This window comes from Serratia sp. 25CWL12 (genome assembly GCF_055790885.1).
In genome coordinates this window covers 2,675,686-2,694,841 of sequence record NZ_CM147698.1, presented here as the reverse complement: position 1 = coordinate 2,694,841, position 19,156 = coordinate 2,675,686, and the positions used below count along the sequence as shown (strand labels likewise).

The window sequence follows — 19,156 nt, the reverse complement described above, 5'->3', positions numbered from 1 at the left end:
ATAAGATAGATTTACTATCATTAGAGATAAAATTATGAATACTTTACGAAAAGGAATTCTACAAACTAATGCCTCATTAATTTCCATTGCGCAAAGATTATCTGATACTCTAATTATGTTCATAGGCATGATATTTTCAGTCTATGTAACTAAAGGGAATATTAATGAATCCCATTACATTATCACATTGAGTGTATTGGTTATTTTTCAGATGATTGGTGGCATTACCGATTTTTATCGGTCATGGCGAGGAATGAGTATATATTTAGAATTACAGGTTTTTATTAGGAACTGGACGCTAAGTATTATATTTTCTACAGGTGTTTTTTCTTTTTTTAATTTTTTTTCCGTTAATACATATTATGTAGTATGGTATGTGGTATCGATAGTTTTGTTTGTTTTTAGTCGGGTTTTTATCCGTTCAGCGGTAAAGTATCTAAGAACTCTTGGTTATAATACACGTAAGATTGTTATTATGGGGGATGGTCAATCCGCTTTGCATTTGGCTAATAGCATTATTAAAGCACCATGGTTGGGTTTCAATTTAGTAGGTTATTATCTTCCGAATCTAGGACAATCGAAAAATAATTACATCAACATCCAGTATCGCGGGCAAGTAGATAATCTGATCAAGGATGCAAAAGAAGGTCTTTTTGATAGAGTATATATAGCATTAAAAATGGAGAACAGTAATTTAATAGAGCATATATTATCCGAGTTATCAGACACTACTTGTACAGTGATGCTTGTTCCTGATGTGTTTACATATAATTTATTGCAGTCACACGGTGAAATGATAAATGGGATTCCGGTTTTTTCATTATTCGATTCTCCAATGACTGGCATTAATATGCTTTTAAAACGTATTGAAGATATTATTTTTTCTTGTGCTATATTAATATTAATTTCTCCCATTCTATTGTTAATAGCGTTATTGGTGAAGACCACTTCACCTGGGCCGATTATATTTAAGCAGACCCGCTATGGGATGGATGGTAAAGCGATAAGAGTGTGGAAGTTTAGAAGCATGACTGTTATGGAAAATGGTGATGAAGTAAAACAAGCACAAAAAAATGATGTACGCATCACACCAATTGGTGGTTTTTTGCGTCGGACATCACTAGATGAATTACCACAATTTTTTAATGTTATTCTAGGTGATATGTCAATCGTTGGACCTAGACCACATGCAGTGGCTCATAATGAGCAGTACAGGAAGATGATTAAAGGGTATATGCTTCGTCATAAAATGAAACCAGGAATAACTGGATGGGCGCAAGTAAATGGTTGGCGTGGTGAAACAGATACACTCGATAAAATGGAGAAAAGAGTTGAATATGACCTCTTTTACATAAAAAATTGGAGCGTATGGCTTGATCTAAAGATAATCACCTTGACTATTTTCAAAGGATTTGTAAATAAAGCTGCATACTAGTAGGTTATAAAAATATTTAAAATGTAGCCAATGGAGAAAATATGATTCTGTTTACTTATAGATGGTAAGCCTGAGAATATATCTGAGTATTAAGTAACTATTTGATGGGCAGAACTGGCCAATGCCTAAGTCATTCAAGATATAACGGGCATATACACTAAATAATTCGTTTTGCATGCAGGCGGCAAGTTCGAGAGTCGCTAGGTGCATAGGCTACTATGTGACTGGTGCGAGCGAATGTAGCCAACACCCATGCAACTTGAAGGATGACGAGTATATATTAACGCAAAACAAATCATTTAAAGCAGGGCTACGAAGAAAGATGCGCCGAGCTTAGATGGACAGAAATTACCTCGCGTCACTCCTTGCGAGGTGTGGGGTTTAGTAATCTTGCCCTGCCAGGATCATGAAGATTAACGTAAATTGTAGGCTAGTATCGAAGTTTAAAATTATATTATTTTTCAATGAGATTTTTTGTCGGTGAATTTATTTCACTGAAAATGCCAAGTGTAACCTTATTTGGAATAAAACGAGTTTTTTTATTGAATCGATTATTGGTAAATCGGCTAACATTTTTAATTAGAGTGTAATATCATGTTTAATGACAAAGTAATTCTTGTTACAGGCGGCACAGGTTCTTTTGGTAATAAGTTTGTTCGAATGACTCTGGAAAAGTATAATCCTAAAAAGATTATTATTTATTCCCGTGACGAGATGAAACAATGGGAAATGGCGAAGCATTTTAAAGATGAAAGCCGTATTCGATTCTTCATCGGTGATGTCCGTGATAAAGACCGCTTGTACCGCGCATTAGATGGTGTTGATTATGTTGTGCATGCCGCAGCGACTAAAATTGTACCAACTGCGGAATATAATCCATTCGAATGTGTTAAAACCAACATTAATGGTGCCATGAACGTCATCGACGCATGTATTGATAAAGGTATCGAACGTGTTGTCGCACTGTCTACCGACAAAGCAAGCAGCCCGGCAAACCTATACGGTGCAACAAAGCTGGCGTCTGATAAGCTTTTCGTAGCCGCTAACTCTTATTCTGGTGCAACCAAAACCCGCTTTGCTGTTGTTCGTTACGGTAACGTCATGGGGTCTCGCGGTTCAGTTATTCCGTTCTTCCTATCTATTAAAGATAAAGGTGAATTGCCAATCACTGACAATCGTATGACCCGCTTTATGATCACGCTTGAACAGGGTGTAGAACTGGTGTGGAATGCGTTCAATGATATGATTGGTGGTGAAATTTACGTTAAGAAAATCCCTTCGATGAAAGTGACTGATGTTGCTACGGCAGTTTCCCCTGGTGCTGTTCAGAAAGTGATCGGCATTCGTCCTGGTGAGAAACTGCATGAACAGATGATCAGTGCTGAAGATGCCTACTATACCTATGAATACCCCGAACACTATAAAATTCTGCCCGCGATCAACAACTGGTGTGACTCTCCAGAACGAATAAAAGATGGTAAGAAAGTACCAGAAGGTTTTATATACGAAAGCGACAGCAATGCTGAATGGATGAGCATTGAAGATCTGCGTCAGTGGATCGATGATAATCGTGAAAAGGTAGGCAATATTTAATGAAATTTATCCCTTATGGACGGCAGGATATCTCCGATGAAGATATCAATGCAGTAGTGGAAGTACTCAAATCTGATTTCTTGACTCAAGGGCCCTGCGTGCCTCAATTTGAGCAGGCCATTGCTGATTATGTTGCAGTTAAGCATGCTGTTGCGGTAAACAGCGCAACGTCAGCCCTCCACATTGCTTGTCTGGCATTAGGGTTGAAGAATGGTGACTGGCTTTGGACTTCACCAAATACCTTTGTTGCCTCTGCAAACTGTGCGCTTTATTGCAATGCAAATGTGAGTTTTGTTGATATCGAACCGCAGACTTACAATATGAGTATCAGTGCATTGGAAGCAAAACTCATTGTTGCTAAAGCGAATGGTGTGCTGCCAAAAGTGGTTGTGGCGGTGGCATTTGCTGGTCAGTCGTGTGAAATGGAAGCTATCTATAAGCTATCAAAAGAGTATGGTTTCGCCATTATTGAAGACGCATCACACGCGATAGGTGGTAGCTACCAGAACGCCAAAATTGGTAGTTCAAAATTTGCAGACATTACTATACTCAGCTTCCACCCGGTTAAAATCATAACAACCGCTGAAGGTGGAATGGCGCTGACTAATAACGATATTTTAGCTGAAAGAATGCAGCTCTTCCGCAGTCATGGTATCACTCGCGACTGCGATAAAATGACCAAGACGTCTGAAGGCGGTTGGTATTACCAGCAGGTCGAACTCGGCTTAAACTACCGCATGACCGAAATGCAAGCAGCATTAGGTGTAAGCCAATTGAAACGCATTGATGGTTTCGTTGACCGCCGTCATGAGCTGGCAAAACGTTATCACAGTGCATTTGATGGTATCCCAGTTTCAGTTCCACAGCAGTCAGAAAGCGGCTATAGCGCCCTTCATCTTTATCCGCTGACTGTTAACGATTCTTCGCGGCGTGAGCCTCTGTTTGCTCACTTACGTGAACAAGGTATTGGTGTTAACGTCCACTATATCCCAGTTCATATGCAACCATATTATGAGCAATTAGGGCATAAAGTCGGGGATTACCCTATTGCTGAGGATTATTATTCACGCACGATTAGTATTCCAATTTATTCCACGCTGACTGATGAAGAGCAGATCTACGTTATCAAATGCATACGGGAGTTCTTTTAAATGAATGTGGCAATCATTCCTGCTCGTGGTGGTAGCAAGCGTATACCGCGAAAAAATATTAAAGAATTTTGTGGGAAACCAATGATTGCCTGGTCAATTGAGGCCGCTCGTCAGAGCGGTGTCTTTGAGCGAGTCATTGTTTCAACGGATGATGAAGAGATAGCTGCGATTGCAAGCCAATATGGTGCAGAAATACCGTTTATACGACCGGAAGAACTCTCGAACGATTTTGCTGGAACGATCCCCGTAATCCACCATGCTACTGATTGGCTGTTGCATAACGGTTGTGCTGCAGAGCATATTTGCTGTATCTATGCAACGGCACCTTTTATCCGTTCTGAAGATATTATTTGTGGTCTGAAGATATTATGTGAAAAAAAAGGTGATTACGCTTTCACTGTGACAAGATTTCCTTATCCGATTCAACGTGCACTTAAAGTGAGCCAAGGGCAGCATATTAGAATGTTCTCACCTGAGATGTTCAATATAAGGTCTCAGGATCTAGAAGAGTCATGGCACGATGCAGGGCAGTTTTATTGGGGGACATCTTTTGCATGGTTGAATAAAAAGCCGATATTTAGTGCGGACTCCTATTCTATTGAGCTTCCTCGTGAACGTGTCCAGGATATTGATACTCCAGAAGACTGGCGAGTAGCAGAGTGGTTGTTTAAAGCCATGGAGTTTAAAAATGAAAGTGTTTCTTCGGGTTGATTCATCCCTTTCAATTGGTTCTGGTCATATTATTAGATGTATCAATTTGGCAAAAGCCTTAAGAAGGGGGGGGCTCAGTGTTTTTTTATATCAAAGAATCACCAAGGTAATATCCTTGAAAAGATTAAGCAAGAGAACTTTCCAGCTGAGATAATCACTGTTTCATCTGAGTCAGATGATTATATTCGGGATGAAAAGTATTGGCTAAATGGTAACCAGCAAGATGATGCTTGGCAGTTTATCACATTGGTAAAACAATTATGTGATAGGCCTGATATTATCATTGTCGACCATTACTCAATGGACAGTGAATGGGAAATCCTTGTCAAAACAAGCTTTCCAAATGTAAAGTTAGTTGTCATTGATGATCTGTGTAACCGTCCACATAATTGTGATCTATTGATTGATCAGACATATCAGCGTAGAGCGGATGAATATGCCTATTTGAATAAGAATAATGGTAAAATTTTAGTAGGGACGAAATTTGCTTTACTTGATCCAGTTTTTTCACAATTAAGAGAAAAATCAATAGAGCGTAAAGCCGGACTAGCTATTCCGAAGACCTTGATGCTGACTATGGGGGGCGTTGATGCACATAACATCACAGGCAAAGTACTACAATATCTTGAGCACTCTTTTTTTGAAAATATAGAAAAGATAACAGTTATTTTAGGTAGTGCTTACTCATATAGCGCTGAAATAGATGCTCTTGTAGCAAATACTAAATACAACATCGATGTGCTCACTAATGTTACCAATATGGCGGAGCTTATGCTTGAGCACGATTTTGCGATTGGCGCTATGGGGGGAACTACTTGGGAACGTTGTGCAATGGGATTACCTGCTGTAAATATTGCGATTGCAGATAACCAGAATACCATCGCGCGAAACCTCGCCAGAGGTGGTGCTATTGTTTTACATGCGGAGCACTTTAGTAAGGATCAGCTTTGCGATGCGCTGCATAATTTAATCAATAACTATCATAAGCAGCGTGTCCTGGCAATGGGCATTTGCGATGGACAGGGACTCTCCAGAGATGTTCAAGAAATGGTACTTATACCAGCCAAAGATGGAAGAAACATTACCCTTCGCCTTGCGACTTCCGCTGATATTGATTTTGTTTATCAGCTTCAATGTGAGCCTCAGACCCGGCAGCATGCGCGCAATCCTGGCATTCCTTCCTATCAAGAACATGTTGAGTGGATGCAGCTTAAATTAAAAGATGATGGGGCCTTTTTTTATATCATTGAACATGATGATCGGTGCGGTGTTCTGCGGCTTGATCCTCACCAACATAATTATGCACAATATGAAATTTCGATTTTTCTGACTGCTCATTATCATTGTAATGGAATTGCTAGTGCAGCTATAAAAAGAGTACTAATGTTGCATAATGGTATCACTATATTGGCGACCGTCTTGCCAGAGAATCATGCTTCACATCAGTTATTTGAGCGCCTTGGATTTCTAAAGGTTTCTCCCAGTGAATATATTAGTGAGAAAAATTAATGAATGAATTTATAGTAATTGATGGTCATAAAATTGGTAAGGACTATCCTCCTTATATTATTGCTGAACTTTCTGCGAATCATAATGGTGATATTAATCGCGCATTCAAAATCATGGAAGAAGCTAAAGCTGCAGGGGCAGATGCAATAAAGTTACAAACTTATCGTGCAGATACTATCACTATTGATTGTGACAGTGAGGATTTTCAGATTCATGGCGGGCTATGGGATGGGAAAACACTTTTCAATTTATACAAAGGTGCCCAGATGCCATGGGAGTGGCACGAGCCTTTATTCGAGAAAGCTAAAGAGCTAGAGATCACTATTTTTAGTAGTCCGTTTGATTTTACTGCAGTTGATCTCCTTGAAAGGTTAGATGCCCCTGCATATAAAATTGCTTCATTCGAAGCTATCGATATACCGCTGATCAAGTACGTTGCCAAGACAGGGAAGCCAATGATCATATCTACCGGGATGGCTAATGAGCAGGAAATCAAGGAAGCTATTACTGCAGCTAGAGAAGGGGGTTGCAAGGAACTCGTCGTATTACATTGCGTAAGTGGTTATCCTGCACCAGCTGAAGACTATAATCTAGCAACCATTCCTGATATAGCAGAGCGATTTGATGTTATTACAGGATTGTCTGACCATACTATTGATAATACTACTGCTGTAGCTTCTGTGGTGCTTGGTGCAAATGTTATTGAAAAACACGTTACGCTGGATCGTAATGGCGGTGGCCCTGATGACAGCTTCTCTTTAGAACCTAATGAGTTGGCTGATCTGTGCCGAGATACAAAAACTGCTTGGAGAGCATTAGGTTTTGTAAACTATGAACGTAAAGAGAGCGAGAAAGGAAATGTTAAATTTCGTCGCTCGCTTTATGCGGTTAAGGACATTAAAGCTGGTGAAGTATTTACACATGGAAATATTAAAAGTATTCGACCTGGTTATGGCGTAGCACCTAAGTACTATGACCAATTTATTGGTAAAACGTCTGTTTGTGATATTGATTTTGGTGAGCCATTAAAGTTTGAATTCATTAAATAGTTTTTATGAGGTGGAATTTTGAAGATAGATGATATATATGAATATGTGGATGGGAGGAATCAGAAGGATCATAACTTCAAAAGAAATATTTTACAACTTTATCAAAATAATGCAAAATTTGTTTTGCCATTCTATGATATTTTATCTAGGTTTGTTTTTTTCTGGCTTCGCCCAAATAAAAAGGTGAAGTATTTTTTTTTGGGAAATAGATTTTCTCATTTAATATTAATTTTACCTAAAGAAGAAGTTTGCATTGTTGGTGGCCCACGGCAGTTGTTTTTTTGTATAAGAAATAATTTAAAATATATACCTAATGGTGATTTTTGGAAAATTTTAAGTTTAGGATTCAATCTCGATATATCTAATAAGTTACTCAAAATATCATTTAAGATGAAAAATTATTTGATGAGTTTAACTGATCCATCTGCGCAATCACTATTAGTAGTTGAGAATGATTCCTTACCTATCCAAAGAGCTTTCTGTAATATTGCTAATGCTGCTGGTATTAAAACCGTTTGTGTCCAGCATGGATTATTTCAATCAAAGACTGATGCAAAAATTATCGATGGCTGGAAATGTGACTATTTTATTTGTTATGACATTAATCAGGAAGCTATAATATCAGGTCTCGGGATTAAATATGAAAAAATAATTGTTGGTGGTTTTTATGAACCAATAATAAGTAAATATAACAGGCCGAATGTAAAGCTTAATAAAGTATGTTTTCTCGGTCAGCCATGGTTTAAATATGGAGATGAATATAAAGAAAAGTATATAAATATTATTGGTATTCTTTCAGATAAATTTAAGAAAAATGGTGTAGAGTATAGTTTTAAACCACATCCTTGGGAAAAGGACGCTCCTTATCTTCGATTAATGGATAACATATTTGATGGCAATATGAATGATGCCATAATGGAATATGATGTTTTCATTTCTTTCACATCAACAGCATTACTTGAAGTTTCGATGGCTGGAAAGGTTGCGATACAGATTTTTGATAGACAATTTGCATGTGATAATTTTGAAAAACTTGGATACTCTTACTCAATTAAAAGTGAAGATGTTGAAGAATATATTCTGAGTATGATTAAAAAAACGCCTTTGATACCTAATATGCCTGATTTTAACAATTTAGTATGTCAAATAAAAAAACTTACAATGGTGAGCGTGTGAAGGGATATCTTAGTTTCCGGTTACATCCATTAATAATTTTTATTGTATCATTGCTAACTGTAATGATTGTGGCCATTAGTCCAGGAGGGTATGTTTTTTGGGGAGCAATTAGTCTTTTGTGTTTTTTTATGTTTTGTATGTATTTATATAAACATGAGCAATATTTCTTTTTTTTGTTAATGCCATTTATATTTCCTCACTTTACCGCTATCATTTCTAATTTCTCTATTGAAACAGGTGGGTATATTGAAGAACTGAAGGTCATGTCCCATGCAACAGGTGGAGTTACTCGTTTAGTTTTTTTTGTACTTTCATTTTTTATGATTGCATTACTTACTTGTAAAATAATTAATAGCTTTCGGGCTAATAGATATTTTATAAGGGTCAAAGGAGATTATACGCGATTAGAAAATTTGGCTCTTATTTTATTTTTAATGATAATTTTTATTATTCTTGCTATAAGTTTACTAGTTTGGGGAAGTCCTTTACTCATGGGGATCCAGAGATTCGACTATTGGGCTGCTCATCCTTACCCATCTATTCGTAATTTATTGTACCAAGGATATATGCTTTCTTTTATTCTAGGTGTATATCATACCAAGGCTAAATTAAATTCTTCTACAGGGATGGTTTTATTTAATTATATTGTATTCTTATTTTGTTTATTTAACGTTTTGTATGGTGAAAAATTTACTGGTGTTTTTCTTACTCTTTTATATTATTTTATTGGCCGATTTGGAACTTTAGCACTTTATAAAAGTGTAAGAAAAATAAATTTTAAGATGATTTTATTCATAGTAATTATATCTTTGCTTCTATATGGTTTAGTGTATTACCAATATAAATATATACACCAGTTATCAGGAAGTGTATATTCATTTATTGAAATTCGCATTCTTAATTTGCAGGGAGAGGTGTGGTGGGCTATTGATAGAGATGACCCGATAGGGAAAGGGCTATCTTATTTGTATTCCGATAATAATGATTGTACATTAATTGGTGGTTTATATTCATTGATGTATCAGATTGCTCCTACTAGTCTTGTAGATTCATATTGTGATCGTGGTATAACATTTACAATGGGATATCCATCTATACTGATCTTTTCAGTTGGATATTTCATTGGTTATATTTTTAATTTATTATTTGCTGTTCTAGTCGGTGTTACACTATCTCTTATTAAGAGTTCCTTAGAGTATCCTAATATCATTTCTCTATTTCTTTCAGCTAAGGTATTACTGATCGAAACGCATGCTTTTAATATGGGTAATATATCTAATGTAATCGATGTGAAATTTATTATTTATTTTTTACTGCTAGTGTTTTTTTCTAAAATAAGGTTCAATAATGCACAAGATAATAGCCATGTATTTACCTCAATTCCATCCAATAAAGCGGAATAATGAATGGTGGGGTGAAGGCTTTACTGAATGGCATAATGTTGTTAAGGCAAAGCCTCGTTTTTCAGGTCATCATCAACCGCAACTCCCAGCAGACCTAGGATATTATGATTTACGCCTTGCAGACACGAGAAACAGACAGGCGCAAATGGCTAAAGAATATGGTATTCATGGTTTTTGTTATTATCATTACTGGTTCAATGGTGAACTGTTATTAGAACAGCCGGTGGAGGAGATGTTGAGCACTGGTGTGCCTGACTTTCCATTTTGCTTATGTTGGGCGAATGAGAACTGGACACGAGCCTGGGATGGCATGGAGAAAGAAGTCCTGATTGAGCAGAATTATTCTGATGCTGATGCTGAGTCGCATATGAAATACCTTGCCCCCTATTTTTCAGATCCGCGTCATATCAAAGTCAATGATAAACCAGTATTTTTAATATATCGTGTGGATAATATTCCACAGCCGAAGGACTATATAGAGCTTATCAGAAAGTATGCAGCAGATAATGGTATACCTGCATTACACCTAGTTGCGGTAAAAAATGGCTTCGTTGAACTTAGTGATGATGAGATTATATCACTGGGATTTGATGCTATTATGGATTTTCAGCCTAATCGAAATGATTTTCCAAAAGAAAATAAATCATCTTCACAAATGCTTGTAGATATGGCACGAAAACTTCTTCCTGCGTCATTTTACCACTCGTTGAAAGGGCGTGTTTCTGCGGTGAACAGAATTAACTATAAGCAGTTAGTTGCAGAAAAAACTTCGCAGGTTTGGCCAACAAACTATGTGAAATATCCTGCGGTATTTCCATCATGGGATAATACTGCGCGAAGGAAAACGCCTACCGTTATCCAAAATAATGATCCTGAAGACTATCAGAAGTGGCTTGAATATGCCGTAAAATCTACAGAGTTATACAATAAGGACCAGCAGTTTGTTTTCATCAATGCCTGGAATGAGTGGGCAGAGGGTTGTCATCTTGAACCAGATGAGAAAATGGGGAAATCTTTTCTGGAAGTAACGAAGTTGGTTGCTAAATCTAAGCTTTAATTGTGAATATATATAACTTATTTATTCGTGGAGCTACGCTAGCTAGTCGCTTCATTCTGGTCATTTTTATTGCTAAGTTTTTATCTGCTGAGGAACTTGGCTCTTATTCATTATTTGCTACATCGATCGCCTATGCATTGTTTTTCGTAGGAATGGATTTTTATACCTTCTCTTCAAGAGAAATTCTTTCAGTCGATAAGTCGCTATGGTATGGAATTGTTAAGAATCAATTTGCATTTTATATATTATTCTATCTAATTGGACTTCCACTGATATATGGTTTTTTTTATTTAGGTATTCTTCCAAAGAAGTACATTCTCTTGTTTTATTTGATTCTGATTGCAGAGCATTTGGCCCAAGAATCGATGCGCTTACTGGTTGTACTCAATAAAGTATTTCTTGCAAATATATCACTCTTCATCCGCTCAGGGATCTGGGTGTATGCTGCAGTAATCATTATGTTTTTTAATGAGGGTTCACGTGATGTATCTGTAATACTAACGTTGTGGTTGATAGGTTCTAGTTTATCGATCTTGCTGGTTATTCCTGAGCTATTTCGCTTGCAAAGAAAATGTGTCGTTGCGCGAAAGATTGATTATGTATGGATGTGGCAAGGGATAAAAATAGCTGCTCCTTTACTTATTGGAACATTGGCTCTACGCTCTATTTATCTTGTTGATCGATATTCTTTAAATTATTTTAGTGATCTTTCTATTGTTGGGATATATTCTTTTTATTCTAGCTTTGCTAATGTGCTTCTCGCTTTTGTTGATGCTGTGGTGATAATGCAAATATATCCTAAAATAGTGAGTTCTGTTAAACTAAATGACTTTGATGGGTTGATTTTTTACAAAAAGAAATTTATAAAATCAGTATCAATATTAAGTTTGATTTTATTGTTCTTACTACCGATAGCTGTCTATGTACTGTTGCTATGGCTAAAAAAGCCAGAGTATCTGGAATACTTCCCACTACTGGGTATACTGATGTTAAGTAGTATTATCTATAGTTTTTCATTGTTACCTCATTATGAGCTGTATGCGAATGATAAAGATAAAAAAATAATCATTTCTTCCATTTGGGCTGCTGTGATTGGAGTGGCTATTATGCCAATAGGTGCATACTATTATGGTGTATATGGTGTGGCTGTGGGCCAAGTATTGGCTTTAATCTTCCTATGCATCTACAAATTTTTACTTTTAAAAAAGTGTAAGCTTTATGTTTAAGAATATCTGCGTCATTGTGCCTACTTGTAATGGCGGAAAAATCTGGGAGGAAGCAGCATTACAACTCTCATTGCTCAAAAATGAAGGTGTATCTATTGTTACAATTGATTCAGAATCTACTGATTCAACGGTAAAAACATCCAAAAAGTATGGTTTAGAGGTATTAGGTGTTAATCGTACAGAATTTAACCATGGTGGCACGAGAAATATTGCAGCTCGCTATTGTATCGATACTTATCGCGCAGAGTTAATTATTTTCTTAACACAAGATGCAGTTTTAGCTTCCCCAGATTCACTGAGCAGGATTGTTGAATGTTTTGAGGATGAAAAAGTAGGTGCAGCATTTGGCAGACAATTACCGCATCATGGAGCCACTCCTATTGCTGCACATGCGCGCTTGTTTAATTATAAAGAAAATAGTTATATAAGCGAGAAAAAGTCCATTCCAACTATTGGTATTAAAGCTGCCTTTATATCTAACTCTTTTTCAGCTTACCGGTCTTCAATTTTCAAAGAGCTTGGTGGTTTCCCGGACAACACAATCCTTAGCGAAGATATGTTTTTTGCTGCCAAATTAATCATGGCAGGATATAAATTAGCTTATATAGCCGATGCTGAAGTACGTCATTCACATAATTACTCATTTGCAGAAGAGTTTAAGCGTTATTTTGATATTGGTGTTTTCCATTGCAATGAAAAATGGATAAGGGAGTCATTTGGAAGTGCTGGTGGTGAAGGGATAAGATTCATTATTTCTGAATTTAAATATTTATTAAAGAATTCTCCGAGATTTATACCTAATGCGATAGTCAATAATGTTGCAAAAATATTGGGTTATAAGCTAGGGCAGAATTACACTAGATTACCAGCTAGATTAAGACGAGCATTTAGTATGCATAAGCGTTATTGGGGTTGATTATTTCTATAAAGGAATATCAATATGAGTGCTCATAGTAACTCAAAGAAATTAAATGTTGTTAGGTTTTTTTTTGGTACTATCAGATTTTATATTTTTTGTATTATCTTTAGTTTTAGCGATAGTAACTATTAATGTGCTAGAACCAGATGCAAATAAGTATCTACCAATATCTGAAATGCCAGCGCGAATACTAACCCACGTTATGCTTGCTTTACTTTGTGTTACTTGGTTTTGGGTTCACCTACGCCATTATAGTTATAGAAAACATTTCTGGTTTAATTAAAAGAAATACTTAGAACACTCTTAATTTTTTCAATTCTTGATCTAGCTTTAGTCGCATTCTCAAAGTGGGAATTCTCTCGTTATGTTTGGTTCTTAACGTGGAGTTCAGCCTTAATATTAGTGCCTCTTTCTCGATCTATAGTTAATAGGTTGATAAATAAATTTGGAATGTGGAAGAAATATACCATAATTATTGCTTCAGGAAAAAATGCTCGTGATGCTTACTCTGCGCTTCAAAGTGAAGAAGTACTTGGATTCGCAATTCGGGGCTTTTATGCCTGCCAGCGGAAATATGAAAATGAAATTTTTGGTTTTCCAGTAATTTCTGATGAAGATGAGCTATGGAATAAGTGTGATCCTGAAACCACACAATTTATTGTTGCACTCGAGTATGAAGAACATGCCTTGCGGGATTTATGGTTGAAGAAACTGGCAAGCCGTACATGCCGTTCTGTTTCTGTAATACCTTCATTACGAGGAGTTCCTATCTACTGAACTGAAATGTCTTTTATTTACAGTCATGAAGTAATGATTCTACGTGTTAATAATAATTTGGCTAAGAGAACGTCACGCTTTTTAAAAAGATCGTTTGATATTTTGGGGGCTATTTCAATTATTATTTTATTGTCGCCAATTCTTCTTGTTTTAACTTACTTAGTTTCTAAAGATGGTGGAGCGGCTTTTTATGGACATAAACGAATAGGCCGAAATAGAAAGAAATTCAAATGTCTTAAGTTCCGCTCGATGGTTACTAATTCTCAAGAAGTATTACAGAAACTGTTAGAAAATGATGCTGAGGCTCAACTAGAGTGGGAAAAAGATTTTAAATTGAAAAATGATCCACGTATTACACGTGTTGGAAGTTTCATACGGAAGACCAGCTTGGATGAGTTACCGCAGCTTTTTAACGTCCTAAAAGGTGAGATGAGTTTAGTTGGCCCTCGTCCGGTTATCGAACTGGAATTGGAACGCTATGCTGGCGATGTAGACTATTACCTGATGGTAAAACCAGGCATGACTGGGTTATGGCAAGTTAGTGGCAGAAATGATGTGGATTATGACACTCGTGTATATTTTGACGCTTGGTATGTGAAGAATTGGTCTTTATGGAATGATATTGCAATATTGTTTAAAACAATAAATGTCGTCTTGAAAAGAGATGGAGCATACTAATTGTAAACATCCGGGCAACTCACCTTGCTGGCGGGTTTATCAAGCTTGCTCAATACGTTGCGGTTGTTATCGGAGTGTACCTGGGAGCTGACCCAGCAAGCGGCAAGCGCACTGGGCCAGCTTAGAGATGTGTAGATACCTATCCTTCCCAGGGGAGGATCAAAGATCCTCGTCTTCATTGACCGGGAGTTGCGGCGTAATTTTTACTTTCACAATACGATGACTACTAATTTCTAACGGTTCAAATAGGTAATCACCAATTTTGAATTGTTCCCCTTTATTTGGGATGCGTTGGCAGTGTTCCATCAACAACCCCGCCAGGGTGTGATATTCGCGCTTTTCTTCAAGGGGGAGTGGAACATACAGCACTAAATCTTCCATCGGCATATGCCCATTGGCAATCCAACAGCCCTCGGTGGTTTGTTGAATATCGTGGCGGGCATCAATTTCTTCATCCGCTTCTGGCAAATTACCGGCAATGGTTTCCATCACATCCGTCAACGTTACCACCCCTTCGACAGAGCCAAACTCATCGACGACAAACGCAAAATGGGTTTTAGCCTGGCGGAACTGCTCCAGTGCGGAGAGTAACGTCAATTGTTCAGGGAAAATCAGCGGTTGACGTACCAGCGTGCGTAAATTCAACTGAGGTTGCTGCAACTGCTGCTTTAATACATCAATAGTATGGATCACCCCGAGTGGTTCATCTCTGGCACGGTTTTCAGTGACGACAATGCGCGTATGTTGGTTCTTTTCCAGCAGTTTGGTCAGTTTATCTTGCGGATCGTTTAGTCCAAGATACACAACATCATGGCGTGAGGTCATGATGCTACTGACAGTACGCTGGGCCATACCCAGCACACGCTCAATCATATGGCGCTCTTGCTGGTTAAAGATTTCGCCATTGTCGCTGTTGCTGTCCGCCAACAAGTTAGCTGAATGGTTGTCGACTTCTGCCTCTTCATGTTTGCCACTTAACATCCGTAACACGGCTTCAGCTGTACGTTCACGCAGCGGCCGCACTTTTGACAGAAAACGGCGGCGATTAAATTGGGCAAGCTGATTTAATGCTTCGATCATTACCGAGAAACCGATGGCCGCATAGAGATAGCCTTTGGGAATAGAGTAACCAAACCCTTCAGCAACCAGACTAAAGCCAATCATCAGCAGAAAACTCAGGCAGAGAATAACGATGGTGGGGTGAGCATTGACAAAACGGGTCAGTGGTTTACTGGCCAATAACATCAAGCCGATGGCGATACAGACGGCAATCATCATCACTGCCAATTCTTCCACCATGCCGACAGCTGTAATGACGGCATCTAGTGAAAATACTGCATCCAGCACCACAATCTGTGCCACGACCGGCCAGAAACGCGCACCTTTCTGTGGGCCGTGGTGGTTATCATCTTTGCCTTCTAGCCGCTCGTTTAACTCCATAGTGGCTTTAAACAGCAGGAATAGCCCACCAATCAGCATAATCAGGTCGCGACCACTGAAATGGTGGCCGACAGTAAAAAAGAGTGGTTTGGTTAGCGTAGCCAACCAGGAGATTGAGGCCAACAGCGCCAAACGCATCAGCAGCGCCAGTAATAAACCGATGACACGAGCTTTATCACGTTGTTTTTTGGGTAATTTTTCCGCCAGAATGGCGATGAATATCAGGTTGTCAATCCCTAAGACAATTTCCAACACAACCAATGTGGCTAAGCCAGCCCAAATTGTTGGATCTGCGATCCATTCCATACGCCTAATTTCACCTTGTAGTTAAACGGTAAACAGTTAAACGGCAAATGCCGCACTCAGCATGATGGAGGTTGAAGGCGGGGATTTCAACTTTTAATCACAGATTAACGACAGTGGTTAAAAACGTGGAATATCACTCATTGTCGCTCAAGATACAGGCGGAAACATTGTATATTGAGCTAACGTAGTTTCTTAAATCGAAGAACGGTATATACTTATTGCCTTGCATGTGTCAGGTCGATAGGTCTCAGCCAAAACAATGGGGATCTCACGCTGTTTATGGGCTACATGTAACTTGTTGTATGACAAGCCGGTAATTAAATATTTCTACAGCGCATTGGTAGCTGAAAGCCAAGGGCGGTAGCGTGTGAAAATCAGTATAAGCTTACGAGCAAACGGAAAATTTTAGCCGAAGTGGGTTCAAAGGGTTGTCCGGCGACAACATGATTCCACTTAGGCGTAGGGCACTACAGGTTCTTGCATCTAGACCTCGGAAAGAGAGATTAAGGAGTAACAATGGCGATTTTAGTCACTGGGGGGGCAGGTTATATTGGTTCCCATACTGTTCTGGCATTGCTGGAACGAGGTGAGGACGTTGTGGTCCTGGACAACCTCTCTAACTCCTCAGAAGAGTCACTGCGGCGAGTAGAACAACTCACCGGCAAGGCGACGATCTTCTATCAAGGCGATGTTCAAGATGCCGAATGTTTAAACCGTATTTTTGATGGACACAGGATCTCATCCGTGATCCACTTTGCCGGGCTAAAAGCTGTTGGTGAGTCAACCCGCAACCCTTTGGAATATTACCAGAACAATGTCACTGGGACATTGGTACTGCTGAATGAAATGCGCCGTGCCGGTGTACACAAATTTATCTTTAGCTCTTCAGCTACGGTGTATGGCGCTAATGCCCCTGTCCCCTATGTTGAAACCACCCAGATTGGTGGTACCACCAGCCCTTATGGCACATCTAAACTGATGGTTGAGCAGATCCTGCAGGATTTCGCCAAAGCTGAACCGCAATTCTCCATTATTGCCTTACGCTATTTTAACCCGGTGGGCGCGCATGAGTCCGGCCTGATTGGTGAAGATCCGAATGGCATCCCTAACAACCTGCTGCCCTACATTTCACAGGTTGCTATTGGCAAATTGGAGACGCTGGGTATTTTTGGTGGTGATTATCCAACCCAAGATGGCACCGGCGTGCGTGATTACATCCATGTAATGGATTTGGCGGAAGGGCACTTGATGGCGATGGACCACCTACGCAAAATCAGCGGCTTTAAGGCCTACAATCTTGGTGCTGGGGTAGGGTACTCAGTACTTGAAATGGTTCATGCGTTCGAAAAAGCCTCAGGTGTAACGATCCCTTACCAGATTTTGCCCCGCCGTGACGGCGACCTGCCAGCATTCTGGGCGGATGCCACACTAGCCGAGAAAGAGCTCGGTTGGGCGGTATCCCGCGGTATTGCCACCATGATGCGTGATACCTGGAACTGGCAGAGTAAGAATCCTAGGGGTTATGGAAGTGTTTGAATGTGTTATTAGAAAACCATTACATGGTACTTGGCTAATGAATCTTGGTGGCATCGAGTAAAAGATGGCTTCTATACACTAAATAATTCGAGTTGCAGGAAGGCAGCACCGCAGACAATTTCCAGGAGCTTACACTGGTAAGTGACTGGGGGAGCGACAAATCCGCCTAGAGCGGATTTGAACGCCGCTTGCGGCGGCCCCGAAGGGGCGAGGGCCATGGATGGACCTCATAATAATGCCAACACACATGCAACTTGAAGTATCATGAGTATATGCAGCTGAGCGTTTGGGTTTAACCCACTAATTTGGTGATATAAAAATGAAAGGTATTGTTCTAGCGGGGGGGAGTGGTACACGTCTTTACCCTATTACTCGGGGTATATCAAAGCAGTTATTGCCTATATATGATAAACCGATGATCTATTACCCGCTTTCAGTATTGATGCTGGCGGGAATTCGAGACATTCTGATTATATCCACCCCGGAGGACTTGCCATCGTTCAAGCGACTGCTTGGGGATGGCAGTAGGCTAGGTATTTCGTTAAGCTATGCAGAACAGCCAAGCCCGGATGGTTTGGCACAAGCCTTCTTGATTGGTGAAGAGTTTATCAATGGTGATAGTTGTGCCCTAGTGCTGGGGGACAACATCTTTTTTGGTCAGAGCTTTGGGCCAAAACTAACAACCGTAGTGGAGCGTAACCAAGGTGCGACAATATTCGGTTACCAGGTGATGGACCCTGAACGATTTGGTGTTGTGGAGTTTGATGATAATTTCCGTGCACTTTCACTGGAAGAAAAACCAGTAAAACCTAAATCTCACTGGGCTGTAACTGGGCTCTATTTCTATGACAATAATGTTGTCGAATTGGCGAGACAGGTTAAGCCATCTTCCCGGGGAGAATTAGAAATCACCACACTCAACCAAATGTATCTGGAAAGAGGCGAACTTAATGTTGAGTTGCTCGGTCGCGGTTTTGCTTGGCTGGATACCGGTACCCATGACAGCCTGATTGAAGCATCGCAGTTTATTCATACTATCGAAAGCCGCCAAGGCTTGAAAGTGGCTTGCTTGGAAGAGATAGCTTACCGTAAAGGGTGGTTGAGTCGAGAACAAGTTGAAGCTGAAGCTAAATTGCTTGGAAAAACCCTGTATGGGCAGTACCTATCACAACTAATTATGGAGAAGTAGG

Annotated in this window: 14 protein-coding genes and 1 pseudogene; 14 read left to right on the top strand and 1 reads right to left on the bottom strand. The window is 39.2% G+C overall.

From position 1 onward, the window contains the following. Window positions 1-34 precede the first annotated feature (34 nt). From wcaJ to wbaP, 12 genes and pseudogenes are all read left to right on the top strand, one after another. Window positions 35-1,435, top strand: a complete 1,401-nt coding sequence (gene wcaJ, locus ACX9GV_RS11495; RefSeq protein WP_473195611.1) for an undecaprenyl-phosphate glucose phosphotransferase — start codon at window positions 35-37, stop codon at window positions 1,433-1,435. A gap of 594 nt (window positions 1,436-2,029) precedes the next feature. Further along, window positions 2,030-3,028: a UDP-N-acetylglucosamine 4,6-dehydratase (inverting) gene (gene pseB, locus ACX9GV_RS11490; protein WP_473195610.1), complete on the top strand. Its 999-nt coding sequence runs from the start codon at window positions 2,030-2,032 to the stop codon at window positions 3,026-3,028. After that, entirely contained in the window at window positions 3,028-4,179 is a 1,152-nt protein-coding gene (gene pseC / locus ACX9GV_RS11485; protein WP_473195609.1) for a UDP-4-amino-4,6-dideoxy-N-acetyl-beta-L-altrosamine transaminase, read from the top strand. Before pseB ends, pseC begins: the two co-directional genes overlap by 1 nt. Next, complete coding sequence (gene pseF / locus ACX9GV_RS11480) at window positions 4,180-4,890, top strand: pseudaminic acid cytidylyltransferase (RefSeq protein ID WP_473195608.1); 711 nt, start codon at window positions 4,180-4,182, stop codon at window positions 4,888-4,890. 36 nt (window positions 4,891-4,926) lie between these two features. Continuing rightward, entirely contained in the window at window positions 4,927-6,399 is a 1,473-nt protein-coding gene (pseG, locus tag ACX9GV_RS11475; protein ID WP_473195607.1) for a UDP-2,4-diacetamido-2,4,6-trideoxy-beta-L-altropyranose hydrolase, read from the top strand. Beyond that, the gene (gene pseI, locus ACX9GV_RS11470) at window positions 6,399-7,448 is read left to right on the top strand and encodes a pseudaminic acid synthase (protein WP_473195606.1); all 1,050 of its coding nucleotides are present in this window, start codon (window positions 6,399-6,401) and stop codon (window positions 7,446-7,448) included. Before pseG ends, pseI begins: the two co-directional genes overlap by 1 nt. Window positions 7,449-7,466: 18 nt before the next feature. After that, on the top strand, window positions 7,467-8,624 hold the full coding sequence (locus ACX9GV_RS11465; protein ID WP_473195605.1) for a hypothetical protein: 1,158 nt from the start codon (window positions 7,467-7,469) through the stop codon (window positions 8,622-8,624). After that, window positions 8,588-10,027, top strand: coding sequence for a DUF6418 domain-containing protein (locus ACX9GV_RS11460; RefSeq protein WP_473195604.1), 1,440 nt, complete (start codon window positions 8,588-8,590; stop codon window positions 10,025-10,027). The genes ACX9GV_RS11465 and ACX9GV_RS11460 overlap by 37 nt, the downstream gene beginning before the upstream one ends. After that, window positions 9,990-11,084 carry a glycosyltransferase WbsX family protein gene (locus tag ACX9GV_RS11455; RefSeq protein ID WP_473195603.1) on the top strand — a complete coding sequence of 365 codons (1,095 nt, stop codon included), beginning with the start codon at window positions 9,990-9,992 and terminating at the stop codon, window positions 11,082-11,084. Before ACX9GV_RS11460 ends, ACX9GV_RS11455 begins: the two co-directional genes overlap by 38 nt. 2 nt (window positions 11,085-11,086) lie before the next feature. Further along, entirely contained in the window at window positions 11,087-12,310 is a 1,224-nt protein-coding gene (locus ACX9GV_RS11450; protein WP_473195602.1) for a lipopolysaccharide biosynthesis protein, read from the top strand. Then, window positions 12,303-13,226 carry a glycosyltransferase family 2 protein gene (locus ACX9GV_RS11445; protein ID WP_473195601.1) on the top strand — a complete coding sequence of 308 codons (924 nt, stop codon included), beginning with the start codon at window positions 12,303-12,305 and terminating at the stop codon, window positions 13,224-13,226. The genes ACX9GV_RS11450 and ACX9GV_RS11445 overlap by 8 nt, the downstream gene beginning before the upstream one ends. Window positions 13,227-13,281: 55 nt before the next feature. Continuing rightward, window positions 13,282-14,684 (top strand): annotated as a pseudogene (wbaP, locus tag ACX9GV_RS11440) (undecaprenyl-phosphate galactose phosphotransferase WbaP). A gap of 159 nt (window positions 14,685-14,843) precedes the next feature. Here the strand turns inward: wbaP and ACX9GV_RS11435 are convergent. After that, complete coding sequence (locus tag ACX9GV_RS11435) at window positions 14,844-16,430, bottom strand: TerC family protein (protein ID WP_473195600.1); 1,587 nt, start codon at window positions 16,428-16,430, stop codon at window positions 14,844-14,846. 516 nt (window positions 16,431-16,946) lie between these two features. On the opposite strand from ACX9GV_RS11435, the gene galE reads away from it, so the two are divergent. Both galE and rfbA read left to right on the top strand, forming a co-directional pair. After that, on the top strand, window positions 16,947-17,966 hold the full coding sequence (gene galE, locus ACX9GV_RS11430; protein ID WP_473195599.1) for a UDP-glucose 4-epimerase GalE: 1,020 nt from the start codon (window positions 16,947-16,949) through the stop codon (window positions 17,964-17,966). Between the two features lie 319 nt (window positions 17,967-18,285). Next, window positions 18,286-19,155: a glucose-1-phosphate thymidylyltransferase RfbA gene (gene rfbA / locus ACX9GV_RS11425; RefSeq protein WP_473195598.1), complete on the top strand. Its 870-nt coding sequence runs from the start codon at window positions 18,286-18,288 to the stop codon at window positions 19,153-19,155. Window position 19,156: the final 1 nt, after the last annotated feature.

Excerpts from the sequence above, each read along its gene's own strand:
- wcaJ (WP_473195611.1), top strand. The coding sequence starts at position 35 with ATGAATACTTTACGAAAAGGAATTCTACAAACTAATGCCTCATTAATT.
- pseB (WP_473195610.1), top strand. The coding sequence starts at position 2,030 with ATGTTTAATGACAAAGTAATTCTTGTTACAGGCGGCACAGGTTCTTTT.
- pseC (WP_473195609.1), top strand. The coding sequence starts at position 3,028 with ATGAAATTTATCCCTTATGGACGGCAGGATATCTCCGATGAAGATATC.
- pseF (WP_473195608.1), top strand. The coding sequence starts at position 4,180 with ATGAATGTGGCAATCATTCCTGCTCGTGGTGGTAGCAAGCGTATACCG.
- pseG (WP_473195607.1), top strand. The coding sequence starts at position 4,927 with ATGTATCAATTTGGCAAAAGCCTTAAGAAGGGGGGGGCTCAGTGTTTT.
- pseI (WP_473195606.1), top strand. The coding sequence starts at position 6,399 with ATGAATGAATTTATAGTAATTGATGGTCATAAAATTGGTAAGGACTAT.
- ACX9GV_RS11460 (WP_473195604.1), top strand. The coding sequence starts at position 8,588 with ATGTCAAATAAAAAAACTTACAATGGTGAGCGTGTGAAGGGATATCTT.
- ACX9GV_RS11455 (WP_473195603.1), top strand. The coding sequence starts at position 9,990 with ATGTATTTACCTCAATTCCATCCAATAAAGCGGAATAATGAATGGTGG.
- ACX9GV_RS11445 (WP_473195601.1), top strand. The coding sequence starts at position 12,303 with ATGTTTAAGAATATCTGCGTCATTGTGCCTACTTGTAATGGCGGAAAA.
- ACX9GV_RS11435 (WP_473195600.1), bottom strand. The coding sequence starts at position 16,430 with ATGGAATGGATCGCAGATCCAACAATTTGGGCTGGCTTAGCCACATTG.
- galE (WP_473195599.1), top strand. The coding sequence starts at position 16,947 with ATGGCGATTTTAGTCACTGGGGGGGCAGGTTATATTGGTTCCCATACT.
- rfbA (WP_473195598.1), top strand. The coding sequence starts at position 18,286 with ATGAAAGGTATTGTTCTAGCGGGGGGGAGTGGTACACGTCTTTACCCT.